Origin of the sequence: Flavobacterium sp., assembly GCF_046155325.1 — a bacterium.
In the GTDB taxonomy this organism is placed as follows: domain Bacteria; phylum Bacteroidota; class Bacteroidia; order Flavobacteriales; family Flavobacteriaceae; genus Flavobacterium.
Genome location: NZ_JBJXDQ010000003.1, coordinates 1 through 19,173 on the forward strand (window position 1 = coordinate 1; position 19,173 = coordinate 19,173).

Genomic DNA, 19,173 nt, shown 5'->3' on the forward strand with positions numbered 1-19,173 from the left:
ATGCACATTGAAGGTGATATGTTTAAATTAAGAAATCAAATTGGTGAAATTCAATTTACAGATTATTCATTTGCTTTGAGAAGCACTCTGAACTATTATATAAAAAAACAAACTTCTTATGAAAGTATCTGATTTTATAGCTGCTTTTTTGGTAAAAAAAGGAATTAAAAGTGTTTTTGAGTTATCAGGCGGTATGATAACGCATATACTCGATTCATTGAATCAAAAAACAGATATCAATATCATTACCATGCACCATGAACAAGCTGCCGCATTTGCAGCAGAAGGTTATGCGAGAGTAACTGGATTACCAGGAATAGCTCTAGCAACATCTGGTCCAGGTGCCACTAACTTGCTAACAGGGATTGGAAGCTGTTTTTTTGATTCAACTCCAGCTATTTTTATTACCGGACAAGTCAATAGACACGAATTAAAAGGAGATAGAGGAATACGACAATTGGGATTTCAAGAAACTGATATCGTTTCTATGGCAACACCCATTACTAAAGCATGTTTTCAGGTCATCGATCCTAATGATATTCCAACAATTTTTGAAAGAGCTTTTAGAATAGCATTAGAAGGAAGACCTGGACCTGTTCTCATTGATATTCCTATGGATGTTCAACGCATTCAAATAGAGCCTGAATATTTTCAAACTGAAAAAGAGGAATGTTCAGAAATAGATTCCATTGTTTTAGGAAATTTAATTGAAGAAATAAAGAAAGCCAAACGCCCCCTAATTTTGGCTGGCAGAGGAATTAAAGCCAGTAATAGCCAAAACCTTTTTGATCAATTTATAGAGAAAACCCAAGTCCCAGTAATTACAACACTTTTGGGATTGGATGTCATCAATTATGATGATGTTCTACGTGTTGGATTTATTGGAAGTTATGGTAACCGATGGGCAAATATTGCTTTTGGAGAATCTGATTTGTTGATTGTTTTGGGAAGTAGGTTAGATATTAGACAAACTGGCGCTGATACTAAATTTATAGAAGACAGAAAAATTTATCATATTGATTGCGAAAAAGCTGAAATAAATAATAGGGTAAAAGGATGTGAAGCGATTGTAACAAATTTAAATGTGTTCTTTGATAAATTTGGAAAAGCTGCTTCAAAAAGTTCTTTTGCTTTACCTGATGCTTGGATGAATCATATTCGTGATTTAAAAACAAAAAGTCCAGACATCAAAGAACTAAGCCCAAAAGGAATTAATCCAAATATTTTTATGCATTCGCTTTCTAGCCAATCACAAAAGGCAAAAGCTTATTTAGCTGACGTGGGCAGCCATCAAATGTGGGCAGCACAATCATTAGAAATCGGAAAAGATCAACATTTTTTAACATCTGGTGGAATGGGAGCCATGGGTTTTTCTTTACCGGCAAGCATAGGTGCGTGTATTGCATTGGATAAAAAACCTGTCGTGGTTCTTATAGGAGATGGTTGTATGCAACTTAATATTCAAGAATTGCAGACGATTGTACGAAACAAACTTCCTATTAAGATAGTTGTTTTAAATAATAGAACATTAGGTATGATTAGACAATTTCAAGATAGCTATTTTGAATCTCGCTATCAATCTACTTATTGGGGTTATGATGCTCCTGATTTTGAAAAAGTTGCCATTGCGTATGGAATTGACGCAAAAACTATCGAAAATCCTGATGAAATCACAAATGCAGTTGATTGGTTATGGAATCATGAAAACGAAAATAAACCACAGTTATTACAGGTCTTGATAGACCCACATACCAATACTTATCCCAAAATTGCTTTTGGAAGACCAATTACTGAGATGGAACCTTTTGCAAAACCAATTGCAATGGAGTCCACTTAATTTTTTACTTTAATCACTAAATTTAAATTTTATATGTTACAAAACATAACAAATCCCATTCTTCTCAATAGCTTAAGAGAAATTGCCAAAAAGAAATCGACACAAATAATTGTTGCTGGAGAAAATTATATTCCTGTAACAGGAAAAGTTTTAGATGAAGAGGATATATTAATGGGGGTAGATGCCGCATTAGATGGTTGGTTAACAGCAGGTCGTTTTGCTAACAAATTCGAAGACGATTTTGCAAAATATTTTGGTGCCACTAAGGCTTTATTGGTAAATTCAGGCTCATCAGCAAATTTGGTTGCTTTTTATGCTTTGACTTCTCCAAAATTAGGCGAACGTGCTATCAAACCTGGTGATGAAGTAATTACCGTTGCTGCCGGATTCCCTACTACAATAAATCCAATTATTCAGTTTGGGGCGATTCCTGTGTTTATAGATATTGATATCGCAACTCATAATGTGAAAGTAGAACTTTTAGAAGCAGCAGTAAGCTCAAAAACAAAAGCGATTATGATAGCCCATTCATTAGGAAATCCTTTTGATTTGGATGAAGTAATGCGTGTGGCTAAAAAATACAATCTCTGGGTGGTAGAAGATGATTGTGACTCTCTTGGGGCTACTTATAAAGGACAAAAAACAGGCACTTTTGGCGATATTTCCACTTTTTCATTTTATCCTGCACATCATATTACTATGGGCGAAGGAGGAGCGGTATTAATAAATAATCCTGAATTATCTAAACTAGCCGAAAGTTTTAGAGACTGGGGTCGTGATTGTTATTGTGAACCTGGAAAAGACAATACCTGTGGATGTCGTTTTGGACAACAACTTGGAACCTTGCCCTATGGTTACGATCATAAATACACTTATACACACATTGGTTTCAACCTAAAAGTGACCGATATGCAAGCTGCTTTTGGAGTATCTCAAATCAAAAAAATAGATGGATTTGTACAAAGAAGACGTGAAAATTATGCTGCTTTATATGAACGAATGAAAGAGTTTCAAGAAGTCTTTATTCTACCAGAACCAACTCCAAATTCTGACCCCTCGTGGTTTGGATTTCTATTGACACTAAGAGAAGGGAATGCTGCCGACCGCCATATGTTAGTGCAACATCTTGAGGAGAAAAAAATTGGTACTCGTTTGTTGTTTGGAGGTAACTTATTGCGCCAACCGGCTTACGCCAATATTAAACACAGAGTAGTTGGCGATTTGACTAATACAGATATTATTATGAATCAGTCTTTTTGGTTGGGAGTATGGCCAGGATTAAATGAGTCACATTACGATTATATAGCCGATGTAATTAGAGAATATTTGAACTCATAATTTAAGAAAAATGCTAAGAATAGAGAATAAATTAGAAATAGTATTTATTACATACAATAGATCTAAATTATTAGGAAATACTTTAACTCAATTTTTAAGTTCTCCATTTAAAGATTGTAAATTAACAATCCTAAACAACTGCTCTACGGATAATACTATTGAAATTTACAAAGCATTTAGTACTAAATTTTCAAACTTAAATCTTGTTACTAATAAATACAATATTGGCGCTAATGCTAATATAATGAGAGCTGTAGAAGTCGTTGAATTAGATTATATTTGGATAGTTTGCGATGATGACTCTTTTAATTTTTATGATTGTGATGATGTTATTGATTGCATAATTAATGAAAAAGCCGAGTTGATTAATATGGGAGCGCATGATGATTATGTTTGGTCTTTTGGTGGTAGAAATGAATTAGTCAAAAATTTGCACCAAGAAGGCTATCCTTTTTTTAAAGCATCTTCATTTGTTCCTAATAATTTATTTAAAATAGAAGCTTTTTTACCCTTCATAATTAGCGGATACAAAAACATTCCCAATATGTATCCACACATGCCTTTTTTACTTTCTTTTTATTCGTCTAACAAAAATATTTATATTGCAAATAAACGAATTGTTATAGCATATACAGGAACACAAGACTATAATCAAAAAGATTCTACTCAGGGCTGGCTAAACACATCTAAATTATTAAACAACAGATTGGATGTTAATAAATGTTTTTTTGACCAAAGAAAACATAAAAATTATTTCAACCAAATTGAGATATTATTGGCCTGTTCTTTTAAATCATTTTATGGCAAGTATCACTATAAAACTATTCCTGGCATTTTTAAAATAGTATCACCTTCCCAAAAAATAATTTATATAATTTTGGTAATACCTTACATTATTATTCGGTTTTTAGTTTCAACTATCAAAAAAAGTAAACCTTGAAACCAATTTTTAAATTTTGGTTTATAACATCTCACCTAATACAGAAAAGTAAAATCTAAATTAATTACAATAATCAAATGGACCTCAACCAAGAAATCCAAAACGCCTTCGAAATCATACAACAAGGCGGCATTATCCTCTACCCGACTGAAACCGTTTGGGGAATAGGCTGCGATGCCACAAACCCAGAAGCTGTCGCTAAAATCTATACGCTCAAACCTTTCCGCCCTGTCTGACTACAACTAGGACACTCAAACAACGAGCTGAAACCCAATTTATGATTCGCCTGATGAATGGCGATAAAAAAATAACTATCCCATTTATAACAAATAAAAAAAGAAACACTATTTTTGTAATATAAACACTTAATCATGAATACTGTAAACTTAAATTTACATCAGATATTAAAAACAGATTTCAAACTATCCGATGCAAAAGCGAAAGAATTTGTTGATGCTATAAGGGAAGAAGTTCACAATGATATTAAATATGAAAACTCAGATTTTAAAAGTACTGTTAAAGAAGACTTTCTGAAATTGGAATTAAAATTTGAACAAGTAAATACCAAAATAGAATCTGTAAAAGTGGAAATAAAAGAAAGCAAAAATGACATGCTTAAATGGTTTGTCGGAATGTTTTTTGCATTGGCATTAATGATTATGGGATTGTATCTAAAAAAATAATTTTCAAAATAAAACTTAAAAAGTTTGAGATAAGGTTTCTTCCTTAGCTCAAACTTTTTTTTTAAGAAATTAATAAAGATACTAAGTCTTAAATTTAATTTGCTCCAAATATTTAGAATACAAATAAATATCTTCGTACCACATAAAAAATTATAATGGACATCAACCCAGAAATCCAAAACGCATTTGAAATAATTCAACAAGGCGGCATTATCCTCTACCCGACTGATACCGTTTGGGGAATAGGCTGCGATGCCACAAATCCTGAGGCTGTTGCCAAAATCTATACGCTCAAACAACGAGCCGAAACCCAAAGTATGATAGTTCTGATGAATGGCGAAAAAATGATGTACAACGTTTTCAAAGAAATTCCAGAAGTGGCTTGGCAAATTATCGATTTATCCGAGAAACCAACGACATTAATTCTTGATAAACCCCGAAATGTGGCTGCCAACTTAATTGCTTCCGATAATACTCTAGGAATTAGAATCGTCAAAGAACCCTTTTGCTTTAAATTGATGGAGAAAATGAAAAAACCACTGGTTTCGACTTCTGCAAATATCTCTGGTCAGCCTACTCCTATTGCTTTTAAAGATATTAATCCCGAAATTATAAAAGGTGTGGACTATGTTGTAAATTTGCACCGTGATAAAATTGGAGGAAAACCGTCTACGATTATAAAAATAACGAACGATTCTCAGGTAAAAGTGATTCGGAAGTAAAAAAGATAGCCACGAATTCACAAATTTTATTCAAAACAAATTGAAATAAATTCGTGAATTCGTGGCAAAAAAGATACGAAAAAATGGCAGAAATACTATACAAAGAAGAAAGCTATCAAATAATGGGAATTTTATTTGAAGTTCACAGCAATTTAGGTGGTGGCTTTTCAGAAATTGTATACAAAGATGCTATAGAATATGAGTTTAAAAATTTGAATATTCCTTACGAAAGAGAAAAGGAATATTCTGTAAATTATAAAAACATTATTTTAAACCATAAGTTTTATGCCGATTTTGTTTTGTTTGATTCTATAATTTTAGAAATAAAATCAAGCGAAAACCTTCACCCAAAACATTATTCACAATGTTTAAACTATTTAAAAGTTTCAAACAACAGGTTGGCTATTTTAGCCAATTTTAATTCTATATCTTTAGAGCATAAACGCATAATTAGATAAATAAAATTCGTGAATTCGTGGCAAAAAAAATGAACTACAAAGAATCCTTAAATAATAAAATCTTCGAAGTAATATCTCAAGCTTCCCAAGAACTTAACATCGATAGTTATGTGATTGGTGGTTTTGTTCGGGATTATTTATTAGAACGAGATTTCAAAAAAGACATTGATATTGTTGCCGTGGGCAGCGGAATAGAACTCGCTTTGAAAGTTTCGGAATTGCTTCCCAAAAAACCAAATGTTCAGGTTTTTAAAACCTACGGAACCGCCATGTTGCGTTTTGAAGATACCGAAATCGAGTTTGTTGGTGCTAGAAAAGAGTCCTATCAGTTTGATAGTAGAAATCCATTAGTTGAAAATGGAACCCTTGAAGATGATCAAAATCGTCGGGATTTTACCATTAATGCTTTGGCAATTTCTTTAAAAAAAGAAACTTATGGAGAATTATCGGATCCTTTTAACGGATTAGAAGATTTGAAAAATAAAATTATCAGAACGCCACTTGACCCAGATATTACTTTTTCTGATGATCCTTTGCGAATGTTGAGAGGCATTCGATTTGCCAATCAATTGGGATTTCGAATTGAAGAAAGTTCTTTGCAATCCATCACAAAAAATGCTGAAAGAATCAAAATAATTTCAGGCGAAAGAATTGTGGATGAGTTAAATAAAATACTTTCGACCGACAAACCTTCAATTGGCTTTTTGCTATTGTATAAAACGGGACTTTTAGATATTATTCTTCCTGAATTAACGGCATTGAATCAAGTGGAGGAAATCGAAGGTCAAACACATAAAAATAATTTTTATCACACTTTAGAAGTCGTTGATAACATTTGCCCTAATACAGATGATGTTTGGTTACGCTGGTCTGCATTATTACACGACATTGGCAAAGCACCTACAAAACGCTTCAACAAAAAACAAGGTTGGACATTTCACGGGCATGAATTTCTAGGTGGAAAAATGGCAAAGAAAATATTCGAAAGATTGCATATGCCTCTGAATCACAAAATGAAATTTGTACAAAAAATGGTCATGATGAGTTCAAGACCCATAGTACTTTCGCAAGATTTAGTTACCGATTCTGCTGTGCGCCGTTTGGTTTTTGATGCAGGAGAGGATGTCGAAAGTTTGATGACTTTATGCGAAGCTGATATAACAACTAAAAACCCAACTAAATTCAAGAAATACCATCAAAATTTTGAGATAGTTCGAAAGAAAATAGTCGAAGTGGAAGAACGAGATCATGTTCGTAATTTCCAACCTCCAATTACCGGAGAAGAAATTATGGCTATTTTTGATTTAAAGCCCTCTCGTGAAATAGGAATTCTTAAAGAAGCTATAAAAGAGGCTATTTTAGAGGGTGAAATACCCAACGAATATCAGGCAGCTTATGATTTTGTTTTGGTAAAGGCCGAAAAAATAGGTTTGAAAAGAGTAACAAATTAGTATTTCATTATAATTTGTTTGATACTAAAATTTAAATTATGTACTAATTTTGCATTTCAATCTAAATGATGAGAAAATATTTTTTAAAATCAGCAAAAATTTCGCTAGTTCTTGTTTATCTGGTAATTTTTGCTGGTGCATTTGTTAGACTCACTGGATCAGGAATGGGTTGTCCTGATTGGCCTAAATGCTTTGGCTATTATATCCCTCCTACACAAGAAAAAGAATTATTTTTCGCAGCCGAAAAAGAATATTCTGAGGGTCAAGTGATTATAAAAGACCAAATGCTATTAGTATCCAAAAATGATTTTAAATCAACAGACAGCTTTGATAATAGCAATTGGGAAAAATATGCCAAACACGATTATGCTATTTTCAATGTCTGGCATACTTGGATTGAATATATCAATCGATTGTTTGGAGCCTTAGCCGGAATTGCCTGTTTTATTACATTCATACTCTCATTTGGCTATTTTAAAGAAAACAAAACTCTTGTAATTAATTCGTTTTTAATATGTGTATTAATGGGTTTTCAAGCATGGCTTGGTAAAACTGTAGTAGATTCGGTTTTAAACCCATTTAAAATAACAACACATATGTTAGCTGCATTATTGATTGTTGCCCTTCAATTGTATTTGATTTTCTCAATTTCAAAAACAATAACAAAATTGTTTTTTAATACTAAATTTCATAACATTCTATTGGTTGCTTCGACACTAACGCTAGTCCAAATTGTTTTAGGAACTAATGTTCGAGAGCATGTAGATACTATTTATGAAACTGGAGTCCCAAAAGTATTTTGGTTGCAAAACCCTAGTGTTTCGTTTTATATACACAGATCTTTTTCGATTGTCGTGCTATTAACTAATGTATATTTATTTTTTTGTAATAAGAAACTTGGATTAGGATTCAAAAAACTAAATTGGATATTATTGTTGATATTTATTGAAATTTTATCGGGAATCTTAATGTACTATTTTGATTTTCCATTTGGTTCACAAACCCTACATATCGTTATAGCAACGCTATTATTTGGTTTTCAATTCTATTTGATTTTAGAATCAAATAGAACAAAATCAGTAAAATAAATTATCTTTACCACTGACTATATTGTCACATTTTTTTGTTAACGCCTTAAATGTCTAAACTTGCAAAAGCAGATAAATTTTTAGATTTATCAGATTATGGAAGACCTATTGGGAAATGGTTTGCCAATCAACTAAAAAACACCCTGTTTACACCCATACATGTAACGCTGCTCTTTGGAATTGCTGGCCTGATTGCCATTTATTGTATTTTGCAAAATCATTACTTTTTAGCTAGTTTTTTTCTCATTTTAAAGTCGATTATCGATGCGGCAGATGGTGAATTAGCACGAATAAAAAATACTCCATCTTACACTGGAAGATATCTTGATAGTGTGTTCGATATCTTTCTTAATTTTATGTTTTTAATGACTATTTGTTATGTGTCAAAAACATCATTTTGGCTAACTCTAATTGCGTTTTTTTGTATCCAATTACAGGGCACTTTATACAATTATTATTATGTTATTTTAAGAAATAAGTCGGTAGGAGGAGATTCAACAAGTAAGATTTTTGAATACAAATCACCCAGAGCTTTACCTGGCGAAAGTCAAAAATCAGTCGATACGTTGTTCGAAATTTACACTGTTGTTTATGGTACATTTGACAAAATAATTCACACTTTTGACCATAACGCCTACAAGGTAAAAACTTTTCCAAACTGGTTTATGACATTCATTTCTATATATGGTTTGGGTTTTCAATTGTTGATTATTGCCATAATGCTACCCATGAATTGGATTGAATATATTATACCATTTTTCATTCTTTATACTTTCTTTGTTTTTGTATTAATTGGAATTAGAAAGGTATTTTTTAAGGTTTAAATCATCATAGATATAATCTATATATAAGTCATAAGATACTGAATTCCATATATTTTATATGTATTTATATAAAATTATAGTTTAATTTAAAATCTCATGAAAAAAATATAAATCACAAACTACTTTTTGCATAATTTAGTTGTTATATCAATTCAATATTTTAAAAAAATCGTTATCTTTTTAACATATCTTTTAAAAAAAAAGAATAAGTACTAATTAATTTTCTTCTATATTTATCTTCAATTAGCTTGTAGTTTTATGAAAACCGAAAAAGAAAAAATGATTGCTGGAGACTATTATTTAGGAGGTGATTCTACGTTAGTCAAAGACCGTCGAAAAGCAAAAAACTTACTCCACAGACTAAACGTCATTGAATATAGAATTACCAAAAAAGCAAAAGAAATTATCCGAGAATTAATTCCAAATGCTGGAAAAAATATTTACATAGAACCACCATTTTTTTGCGATTATGGCTATAACATTTTTTGTGGTGATAATGTATATTTTAATGTGAATTGTGTGGTTCTTGATAGTGCTAAAGTCACCATAGGCTCTAATGCTTTTTTTGCCCCTGGAGTTCAAATATATACCACATCTCACCCAATTGAAGCTGCCTTGAGACAAACACACGAAAATGCTTTACCCATTACCATTGGTAATGACTGCTGGATTGGTGGCAATGCTATCATTCTTCCTGGCATTACCATAGGAAACGGCTGTGTTATTGGTGCAGGTTCTGTGGTTACAAAAAATATTCCTGACAATTCGTTAGCAGTAGGAAATCCCGCTAAAATCATTCGAAAGTTAAATGATTGATTTTTTAAGTATAAATCTTTTCAACAAATATGAAATCTGTCCCAAAACTTCGGGATAAAATCTAAAATTATATTTTACCTTTGACTATTCAATAAAACACAAATTATGGTTTATAAATTTAGAGTAATTCTCGATACCGAAGAAGACATTTTTAGAGACATTGCAATACTTGCCAACGATACATTAGAAGATTTACACAATGCTATTTTCAATTCTTTTGGTTTTGATGGTATGGAAGTCGCTTCTTTCTTCACTTGTGATAATACTTGGAATCAAGAGGACGAGATTCCTATGTTTGATACCGGAGATATTCCTGGTGAGCAAAAAACGATGAGTGATTATTTACTCTCTGATATTCTAGATAAAGAAAATACCAAAATAATATATGTGTATGATTTTATCAGCATGTGGACTTTTCTGGTAGAACTGGCAGCAATTGAAGAAATAACTACAGGAAATACTTATCCAGAAATGCTGTTTTCTGTTGGTGAAATGCCAGCCGAAGCTATGGAAAAACATTTCATTGCCGATGACGAAGAGGAAGATTATAACGAATTTGAAGATGATTTAGACGAAGATGATCTAGACATGTTCGAAAGTGATGATAGCTTTGAAGATTTTGGATTCGAAGAGAACTGGAATTAAAAAAAGGGTTTAAAGGTTTAAGGTGGTTTAAAAGTTTAATATCGTTTATATGGCTACAATAACAAAATTCGAAGATTTAGAAATTTGGGAAGAGGTAAGAAGACTTTCAAAAGAAATAATTTTCATATCTAAAAACACTGAACTAAATAAATATTTTAAATTTAATGCTCAAATTAAAGACTCGTCAGGATCTGTAATGGATAACATCGCTGAAGGGTTTGAAAGGAATGGAAACGCTGAAATCCGCCAATTTCTATCCATAGCTAAAGGCTCAGCTGGAGAAACCCGTTCTCAATTATATAGAGTTTTCGACAATGAATATATTGATGAAGAAAAATTAAAATATTTAGTTACTGTGTATGAAAATTGAGTATTAAAATTCACAATTTCATCACTTACCTAAACAAAAAAGACTTCAGAGGTACAAAATTTATAGACCCACAAACCCCAAACTCTTAAACAAACTTAAACTTTTAAACAATTTTAAACGAAATTAAATAATCTTAAACCTTTAATGATAAACCTTTTCAACGCCCATATCGATACTTTATCCATTCATAGAGTAGGAAACAAAAGTCGCAACGAAGCACTTTTTTTATCGGAACAATCTTTTAATTTGAATGACGAAATCGTTCCGTTAATGAAAGAGTATTTCCTCAAACCTTTTAGAGAAAAGGAAGAAAACTATTTTCAATTTGCACATGAAGTTGATTTAGAATACAATGACATGTACACATTAGCTTCGCAACTATTTGAAAACCCAAGTTGTTTACACGAAGTTTCTAAAAAAATCACAACTCATTTATTCGAACAATCCAATCATCCACACATCAAAAATGGCGAGGTTTATATTGCCTATTTGACTAACATGAATATCGACAATACCATAGTTGATGCTATTGGGATTTTTAAAAGTGAGATTCAAACCGACTTTCTGCAATTTGAAGAAAAAGAATCTAACCTTGAAATGATACTTCAACAAGGTATTAATCTTAGCAAATTAGACAAAGGCTGCTTGATTTTTAATTACAAAAAAGAGGAAGGTTATAAAATATTAACTGTTGACAGTAATCGTTATGATGCAAGGTATTGGTTAGAACATTTCTTATCGGTTGATGCTTTTGAAGACGAAAATTTTATCACTAAAAAATATCTTAAATTCTGTCAAGGCTTTGCCAAAGATGTTGTTTTTCCTGCCGAAGACAAGAAAGAAGAAGTAATGTTTATGAATCGTAGTGTAAATTATTTTGCAAAAAATGACCAGTTTGAAGAAAGTAATTTCTTGAATGAAGTTTTAGATAATCCCGATTTAATTCCGGAATTTAAAAATTACAAAGTAGACAAAGGCGAGAAATACAGTATTGAAGATGTGACTACATTCCCAATTGCTAATGCAGCTGTTTCTGATGCCAGAAAGTCAATCAAAAACGTTATTAATTTAGATACCCATATTCAAATCAAGTTAGATTTTATTAACCCAGAAAGCGCCGAAAAATTTGTTGAAAAGGGTTGGGACGAAGAAAAACAAATGTATTACTACTTAGTCTATTTTAATAAAGAAGTAAAAAACTAGACTGTCAATAAAATAACTGATTTTATCAATCCTCAATCACCTAGGTAGTTGAGGATTTTTTATAAAAAACCATCTCGAGGGATAGCTCCAGGGGTATTAGCAAAATAAAAGCGACAGATTCACAGATTTTAAAAAATCTATTTTAATCTGTGAATCTGTGACAAAAAAACCGAAGTAGAGCTTTGAGGAACTAAACCTAAAAAAGATTAAAATATAAGTTTTATATTACATTTTAATAAAAATATTGCGTTTAAACGATAAAATGATTCGCTTTGACTGATTTTTACATAAATTTGTCTTCACTAAATGTCTATTATAAATAATCTGATTATGAACACAATAGCGATATCAAGGTTAATTTTTAGTAAAAAAATTATTTGTCAGCTATTTGGTCATAGATTCGTAACAACTAAAAACATCACAAAAAACATAAAAGAATTTAAATGTACAGTATGTAATCTTGAGTTAACAAACACAGAAAAAGGACAGAGAATATTTTTAACTCCTGAATTAAAAGATATCAATGAAACTCTAGCCAAATTTAACAAAAGACGAATGATAAAAACTCATTAGTAATACCCCAAATAACCTAACTATTTACATTTTATCCATTTTAAAAATAAAATTATGCTAATCCTACTAATCTCCTATTGTTGTTTACATTTAAAACAAAAATACAAAACATTAAAATCAAGTGCTAAATCAGAAACATTAGTATCTTAACTTAAGATTATAAAAGTTTATTTAAATATATTAATGTTTTTAAAATTTAATATAATATATTCAAAAGCAGCATTTAAAACCTCCCCCATTGTTTTAGCAGTTTTAAAGCTAACATCATTTGTATAATCAAATAATTCTAGCTTAAGTTTTTCTATATGCAATTCTGGAGCAATAGTATCATTACTCATGATTTTTAATAATTTCTGAATTCTATTACCTGCAGAATGGACTCTTTTGGCCAACGCGGCTCTTTCTTCATTTTTATATTGCTCTATAGAAGTGGCTTGTAATTTTTTTTTGACTAACTGAACCATTGGAAAATTCTCTTTAAAAAATTGTGGCCTATAAAATTTAAATTTTCCTTCATAACACTGTTGGTCAAAATCAATAGGTCGAATTCTAAAAACAACTTGGTCAAAATCATGAATTGGCAAAACAACATAATTATAAGCCCTCATATCTCCCAGAAGCCTAATCATGCAACGTTCATTAAACTTTACAAATTCTTTTGCAATTTGAGATTTTTCAGTTTCAGCACATTTTTCTAGCAATGTTTCCATAAATACGTCGCCAGGAATACCAATAATATGTTCTTCGATTAAGGTATCATCATGAACTAAAAAATTTATTTTGTCTGGAGATAAAATATGCTCTAGCTCAAGTCCATAAATTCTAGAAGCATCAGCTTTTTTGATATAAAAATGCACGTAATTATCATTGAGAATATTTCTAACTTTAATCCTAAAGGGTTTCGAGTTTCCAAAAGTACAATAATCAATGGCATCAATATTTAAGTATTTTATTATTTCTAAATTCCCATCTGAATGTAATAAAGAATAGACTTTTTTTAAATTCAAATCAATTTCGCTCCTCTCATGTTCATTATAAAAAACACGAGCCCATAAAGTATCTTTCTCGTTTTTATCATATACATTTATTGAACCAGAAAAACGCAACAAATCATCATAACAAACCGATACTTTAGAAATTCGATCATAACGTTCTAAATATTCGAAAAGAGATTGATTTATTGGGTAGGTGATTTTTTTTAGCTGAACTGAAGATTCACTCATTTTGAATATATTTAATGCAAATTTACGCTAAATTATAATTCAACTGTAACAAAAACAATGCTTGAACGTTCTATTAATAATAAAACCAATAAATAGAAAAAACCATATATCTTCCTCATTTATTGATTATTTAAAAAAAGAGATTTATTGTATATTTGTGAGGTATGAAATGTTTAAAAATATTTTCCCATTTTGCAATTATATGCTGCTCCTACTCAAACGCACTAGGGCAAATTACTGTAAAAGATGATAAATCAGCAGATGAGTTAGTTTCGATTTTAACTAACAATAGTCCCTGCATAATTGTTTCTCCCGCATCCGTTAAAGGAGACACATTTACACCTGGAAAAAATAGTTATGGTTATTTTAACAAATCAACTAGTGGCTTTCCTTTTTCGGAAGGTATTATACTTAATACCGATAGTGCAACAAACGCAATTGGTCCCTATAATTCGGGAGATAGTGGAGGAGGAAAACCTTCTTGGTCAGGAGATACCGATTTAAATTCAATTTTAGGAATTAGCACTGTAAACGCAACGGTATTAGAATTTGACTTTGTTCCATTAACGAATTACATTAGTTTCAACTATATATTTGCTTCAAATGAATACCAGCTCTATTTTCCTTGCTATTATTCTGATGGATTTGCTTTTTTAATTAAGGAGAATATTTCTGGATCTACTTATAAAAATTTGGCGGTTATACCTAATTCTTTCACACCTGTATCGTCAAAAAATATTCATCCAATTATAAATGATTATAGCGATAGTACCGGTTTTTACAAAGGTTGCCCTTCAATAGCTGAAAATTATTTTAATGGGTATAATACTAATATAAGTCCAATAAATTATAGTGGACAAACCAAAGTAATGAAAGCGACAACATCAGTTATTGCTAACCAAAGTTATCATATAAAATTAGTAATTGCAGATGATAGAAACATTCGTTTTGACTCAGCTATTTTTATTGAAGCAGGAAGTTTTGAACCAAAAATAGACTTGGGACCAGATCAATTATTAATTACAAATAACCCTGTGTGTTTTGGAGATCCTTTTGTATTGGATACAAAATTATCCCCAACTTACACATACAAATGGTTCAAAAATGGTGATACCACCCCAATACCTGGTGAAATATATCCTACCTTAAATGTAACTGATTCAGGAACCTATTCTGCTTCAGTAGATATTGGTTCTGGGTGTATTGCTACTGGTGAAATTAAAATTGAATTCGCCCCTCTAATAGTTTTGAATCCTATTAATGAAGGTAAATGCGATGAAGATGGGTCTGGAACTGCAACTTTTGATCTAACTAAAGTGGAAACGAAAATCAAAAACCTTGATCCCAAAATAAGTACTGTAACGTTTTATGAAACTCAGGCTGGAGCTGTATTATATGACCCTATTGTAAACCCAGGCTCTTTTGTTAAAACTTCAGTCACAGACCAAGAAATTTATTATGAAGTAAGAAGTATTTACGACTGTACTGCAGTATCGACCATAACGCTAACAACACAATCAAGTAATTTTATTCCTGGAATTGGTAAACCACCAATGGTAAACGATTTTTTGGGTAATGATAATTCAGTGGAATTAATTCCACCATCAACAGCTGGTCCTTATGAATTTTCATTAGACGGAATTAATTATCAAGCATCTAATGTATTTACTGGTCTCTCTATTGGAAATTACACAGCTTATATAAGAGATACTATTACCTGTGAATATAGTATTTATGAATTAACTATTCTCGATTATCCTAAATTTTTCACCCCAAATGAGGATGGATATAATGATAACTGGGAAATAAAAAACTTGGATTTATTTCCAAAAGCTATAGTTTCTATTTTTGACCGCTTTGGAAAATTAGTAGCACAAATAAATACTTTAAAAAATTCATGGGATGGTAAGCTAAATGGTATTAAATTACCCTCAGATGATTATTGGTTTTCCCTAAACTTTGGGGACGGAAAAATAGTAAAAGGTCACTTTACGTTGAAAAGATAATTTTTCATTTTTTTTAAAATGCTGTGTTCAACTCATAAGTGCAACAAACTTATTATTTAGAGTTTCAATTGGACTAAGGTAATTAAATTTTCTTATAGGTCTGTTATTAATTGATAATTCTACTTGTTTAATTCTTTCATTAGTTACATTTCGTAAATCAGTTTTCTTTGGAAAAAATCTTCTAATTACACCTATTCTATTTTCTACAGTTCCTTTTTCTTGCGAAGTATATGGTGTTGTAAAATAGGTTTTTAGATTAAATCTATTGGCGATTTCAGTATGTCCAGCAAACTCTTTTCCGTTGTCAAATGTGATTGATTTTAAATAACTCGAATTGAATATGGAGAGTCTTTCTATTATTTTCTGTGTGACTTCTAATGATGTTTTTCCCTGCAACTTATCTATCATGGTAATTAACGTAGTTCGGTCTGTAAGGACTAGTAATTCTGATTTGTGGTCTTTTCCCATCATTAAATCTGCTTCTAAATCTCCAATTCTTTTTCTTTGTTCAATAACTGCTGGTCTTTCACTTATATGCTGACGGTTTAGAATTGCTCCTCGTGTGTCTTTTATATTTCCTCTTTTTTGTCTCCTTTTACCATGTTTCAATTCTTGATAAAACGTCTTAAAAAGTTTATTTTCTAGCCTATTAGTATGTTTTGATTCCCATATCCACTTATATATTGTTTCATGGCTAACGGTAATCTTTCCTTCTAATTTCCAGCGCTTTGATATTAATTCTGGACTCCATTTATCCAGAGTCATTTTATCAAATATAGCTTGCTTTAAATCAGGAGTTAATAAAACCCTTTTGTGTTTTTCCTTATGACGATTACGAGTTTTTCGCTCTGCATTTGCAGCACAGTATTCGCCAGAACCTCTTCCTCTTTTGGGTATGGATCTTTTTAATTCCCTACCAATTGTACTACGGTGAACACCTAGCTGATCGGCTATCTTTGTTTGATTAAAACCAGCTTGTAATAGAGCTTCGATTTGGTATCTTTGCTCAACGGTTAGTTGTTTATATTTTTTCATGCAAGACAAATTTAGGCTTTTGACCTTAAACACTTGGGGGATAACTCCAAGTGTTTTTAATTTTATCTGTTGCACTTATAGCTTGAACTTACAAATAAAAAAAACCACTCAAAAGAATGGTTTTAGTTTATTATGAAAATACAGATTAGAATTTGAATCTTTTTCTATCCGTTTCTGTCAAATATATTTTACGCAAACGAATCGATTTTGGTGTAACCTCAACATATTCGTCTTTCTGAATGTATTCTAAAGCTTCTTCTAATGAGAAAATGATTGGAGGAATAATTCTAGCTTTTTCATCATTTCCAGACGAACGCACATTCGATTGTTTTTTCTCTTTAGTCACATTCACACACATATCATCTCCACGAGAGTTTTCTCCAATTACTTGACCTTCGTAAATTTCGGCATTTGGCTCAACAAAAAACTTACCACGATCTTGTAATTTATCGATAGAATACGGAATCGCTTTTCCTTTTTCCATAGAAATCAATGACCCTTTGTTACGTCCAGAAATCTCTCCTTTGTAAGGCTCATATCCTATAAAACGGTGTGCCATAATGGCTTCACCGGCAGTAGCAGTCAATAATTGATTACGCAATCCAATAATTCCACGAGATGGAATATTAAATTTCACAACCATACGTTCGCCTTTAGTTTCCATAGAAAGCATTTCACCTTTACGCAAAGTAACAAACTCAACTGCTCTTCCCGAAAGCGTTTCTGGTAAATCGATGGTTAATTCCTCAATTGGTTCGCATTTTTTACCATCAATTTCTTTGATGATAACTTGTGGTTGACCAATTTGCATTTCGTATCCTTCTCTTCTCATCGTTTCGATAAGAACCGACAAGTGCAATACGCCACGACCAAAAACCATAAACTTATCTGCAGAATCGGTTTCACCCAATTTCATGGCTAAATTTTTCTCTAATTCTTTTGTTAATCGATCTCTAATATGACGAGAAGTTACAAATTTACCTTCTTTTCCAAAGAAAGGTGAATCATTAATGGTAAACAACATACTCATGGTAGGTTCGTCGATATCAATGGTTTTTAAGGCTTCTGGATTTTCAAAATCGGCAATAGTATCTCCAATTTCAAACCCTTCAACTCCAATAATAGCACAAATATCACCTGCAATTACTTCTTGCACTTTTTTACGCCCAAGACCTTCAAAAGTGTGTAATTCTTTAATTCTAGATTTTGAAATAGCTCCATCTCTTTTTACCAAAGAAATTGGCATTCCTTCTTTCAAAACACCTCTTTCTAATCTTCCAATTGCGATACGGCCTGTAAATGCTGAGAAATCTAATGATGTAATCAACATTTGAGGCGTTCCTTCAGAAACTTTAGGGGCTGGAACATTTTCAATTACCATATCCAACAAGGCTTCCACATTATCAGTTATGTTATCCCAATGATCTGACATCCAGTTATTTTTAGCCGAACCGTAAACCGTTGGGAAATCCAATTGCCACTCTTCAGCACCTAATTCAAACATTAGGTCGAAAACTTTTTCATGTACTTCTTCTGGAGTACAGTTTTCTTTATCTACCTTATTAATTACCACGCAAGGTTTTAAACCTAAGTCAATCGCTTTTTGCAATACAAAACGCGTTTGAGGCATAGGCCCTTCAAAAGCATCTACTAATAAACAAACTCCATCAGCCATATTTAGCACTCTTTCAACTTCTCCACCAAAATCGGCGTGACCAGGAGTGTCAATAATGTTGATTTTGGTTCCTTTATAAACTACCGAAACATTTTTTGAAGTAATAGTAATACCTCTTTCGCGCTCAAGGTCATTATTATCAAGGATTAAGTCGCCTGTATTTTCGTTGTCACGAAATAATTGACAGTGATACATAATTTTATCAACCAAAGTGGTTTTACCGTGATCGACGTGAGCAATAATTGCAATGTTTCTAATAGCTTCCATCTGTTTTTTTTTGAAGTTG

18 protein-coding genes are annotated in these 19,173 nt (G+C 31.7%); 15 read left to right on the forward strand and 3 right to left on the reverse strand.

Annotated elements, in window-relative coordinates; genetic code table 11:
- The first annotated feature begins 118 nt into the window (after positions 1 to 118).
- The 14 genes from ACKVOD_RS00115 to ACKVOD_RS00180 all read left to right on the forward strand — a co-directional run bounded on the left by ACKVOD_RS00115 (position 119) and on the right by ACKVOD_RS00180 (position 12,375).
- On the forward strand, positions 119 to 1,837 hold the full coding sequence (locus ACKVOD_RS00115) for a thiamine pyrophosphate-binding protein (RefSeq protein WP_409207448.1): 1,719 nt from the start codon (positions 119 to 121) through the stop codon (positions 1,835 to 1,837).
- A 33-nt stretch (positions 1,838 to 1,870) separates the two neighbouring features.
- Positions 1,871 to 3,175, forward strand: a complete 1,305-nt coding sequence (gene rfbH / locus ACKVOD_RS00120; RefSeq protein ID WP_409207449.1) for a lipopolysaccharide biosynthesis protein RfbH — start codon at positions 1,871 to 1,873, stop codon at positions 3,173 to 3,175.
- A 10-nt stretch (positions 3,176 to 3,185) separates the two neighbouring features.
- Positions 3,186 to 4,115: a glycosyltransferase family 2 protein gene (locus tag ACKVOD_RS00125; RefSeq protein ID WP_409207450.1), complete on the forward strand. Its 930-nt coding sequence runs from the start codon at positions 3,186 to 3,188 to the stop codon at positions 4,113 to 4,115.
- 77 nt (positions 4,116 to 4,192) lie between these two features.
- Entirely contained in the window at positions 4,193 to 4,351 is a 159-nt protein-coding gene (locus ACKVOD_RS00130; RefSeq protein ID WP_409207451.1) for an L-threonylcarbamoyladenylate synthase, read from the forward strand.
- A 135-nt stretch (positions 4,352 to 4,486) separates the two neighbouring features.
- Complete coding sequence (locus ACKVOD_RS00135) at positions 4,487 to 4,798, forward strand: hypothetical protein (protein ID WP_409207452.1); 312 nt, start codon at positions 4,487 to 4,489, stop codon at positions 4,796 to 4,798.
- 155 nt (positions 4,799 to 4,953) lie between these two features.
- A complete protein-coding gene (locus ACKVOD_RS00140; RefSeq protein ID WP_409207453.1) occupies positions 4,954 to 5,520 on the forward strand; it encodes an L-threonylcarbamoyladenylate synthase in 567 nt (188 codons plus the stop codon).
- An 83-nt stretch (positions 5,521 to 5,603) separates the two neighbouring features.
- Positions 5,604 to 5,978 carry a GxxExxY protein gene (locus ACKVOD_RS00145; RefSeq protein WP_409207454.1) on the forward strand — a complete coding sequence of 125 codons (375 nt, stop codon included), beginning with the start codon at positions 5,604 to 5,606 and terminating at the stop codon, positions 5,976 to 5,978.
- A 29-nt stretch (positions 5,979 to 6,007) separates the two neighbouring features.
- A complete protein-coding gene (locus tag ACKVOD_RS00150) occupies positions 6,008 to 7,429 on the forward strand; it encodes a CCA tRNA nucleotidyltransferase (RefSeq protein WP_409207455.1) in 1,422 nt (473 codons plus the stop codon).
- A gap of 68 nt (positions 7,430 to 7,497) precedes the next feature.
- Positions 7,498 to 8,517 carry a COX15/CtaA family protein gene (locus tag ACKVOD_RS00155; protein ID WP_409207517.1) on the forward strand — a complete coding sequence of 340 codons (1,020 nt, stop codon included), beginning with the start codon at positions 7,498 to 7,500 and terminating at the stop codon, positions 8,515 to 8,517.
- 50 nt (positions 8,518 to 8,567) lie between these two features.
- A complete protein-coding gene (locus ACKVOD_RS00160; RefSeq protein ID WP_409207456.1) occupies positions 8,568 to 9,341 on the forward strand; it encodes a CDP-alcohol phosphatidyltransferase family protein in 774 nt (257 codons plus the stop codon).
- 258 nt (positions 9,342 to 9,599) lie between these two features.
- A complete protein-coding gene (locus ACKVOD_RS00165; protein WP_409207457.1) occupies positions 9,600 to 10,157 on the forward strand; it encodes a sugar O-acetyltransferase in 558 nt (185 codons plus the stop codon).
- Positions 10,158 to 10,262: 105 nt separating this feature from the next.
- Positions 10,263 to 10,802 carry an IS1096 element passenger TnpR family protein gene (locus ACKVOD_RS00170; protein WP_409207458.1) on the forward strand — a complete coding sequence of 180 codons (540 nt, stop codon included), beginning with the start codon at positions 10,263 to 10,265 and terminating at the stop codon, positions 10,800 to 10,802.
- 49 nt (positions 10,803 to 10,851) lie between these two features.
- A complete protein-coding gene (locus ACKVOD_RS00175; RefSeq protein WP_409207459.1) occupies positions 10,852 to 11,172 on the forward strand; it encodes a four helix bundle protein in 321 nt (106 codons plus the stop codon).
- A 144-nt stretch (positions 11,173 to 11,316) separates the two neighbouring features.
- A complete protein-coding gene (locus ACKVOD_RS00180; RefSeq protein WP_409207460.1) occupies positions 11,317 to 12,375 on the forward strand; it encodes a nucleoid-associated protein in 1,059 nt (352 codons plus the stop codon).
- 740 nt (positions 12,376 to 13,115) lie between these two features.
- Here the strand turns inward: ACKVOD_RS00180 and ACKVOD_RS00185 are convergent.
- On the reverse strand, positions 13,116 to 14,171 hold the full coding sequence (locus ACKVOD_RS00185; protein WP_409207461.1) for a hypothetical protein: 1,056 nt from the start codon (positions 14,169 to 14,171) through the stop codon (positions 13,116 to 13,118).
- Positions 14,172 to 14,335: 164 nt separating this feature from the next.
- Here ACKVOD_RS00185 and ACKVOD_RS00190 point away from each other — a divergent pair, with 164 nt between their 5' ends.
- Positions 14,336 to 16,177 (forward strand): choice-of-anchor L domain-containing protein, encoded by a 1,842-nt coding sequence (locus tag ACKVOD_RS00190; protein ID WP_409207462.1) that lies wholly within the window; start codon positions 14,336 to 14,338, stop codon positions 16,175 to 16,177.
- A gap of 27 nt (positions 16,178 to 16,204) precedes the next feature.
- Here ACKVOD_RS00190 and ACKVOD_RS00195 read toward each other — a convergent pair whose 3' ends face one another.
- Together ACKVOD_RS00195 and typA are read right to left on the reverse strand one after the other, a co-directional pair.
- Positions 16,205 to 17,212 carry an IS30 family transposase gene (locus tag ACKVOD_RS00195; RefSeq protein ID WP_409207463.1) on the reverse strand — a complete coding sequence of 336 codons (1,008 nt, stop codon included), beginning with the start codon at positions 17,210 to 17,212 and terminating at the stop codon, positions 16,205 to 16,207.
- 145 nt (positions 17,213 to 17,357) lie between these two features.
- The gene (gene typA, locus ACKVOD_RS00200; RefSeq protein ID WP_409207464.1) at positions 17,358 to 19,154 is read right to left on the reverse strand and encodes a translational GTPase TypA; all 1,797 of its coding nucleotides are present in this window, start codon (positions 19,152 to 19,154) and stop codon (positions 17,358 to 17,360) included.
- Positions 19,155 to 19,173: the final 19 nt, after the last annotated feature.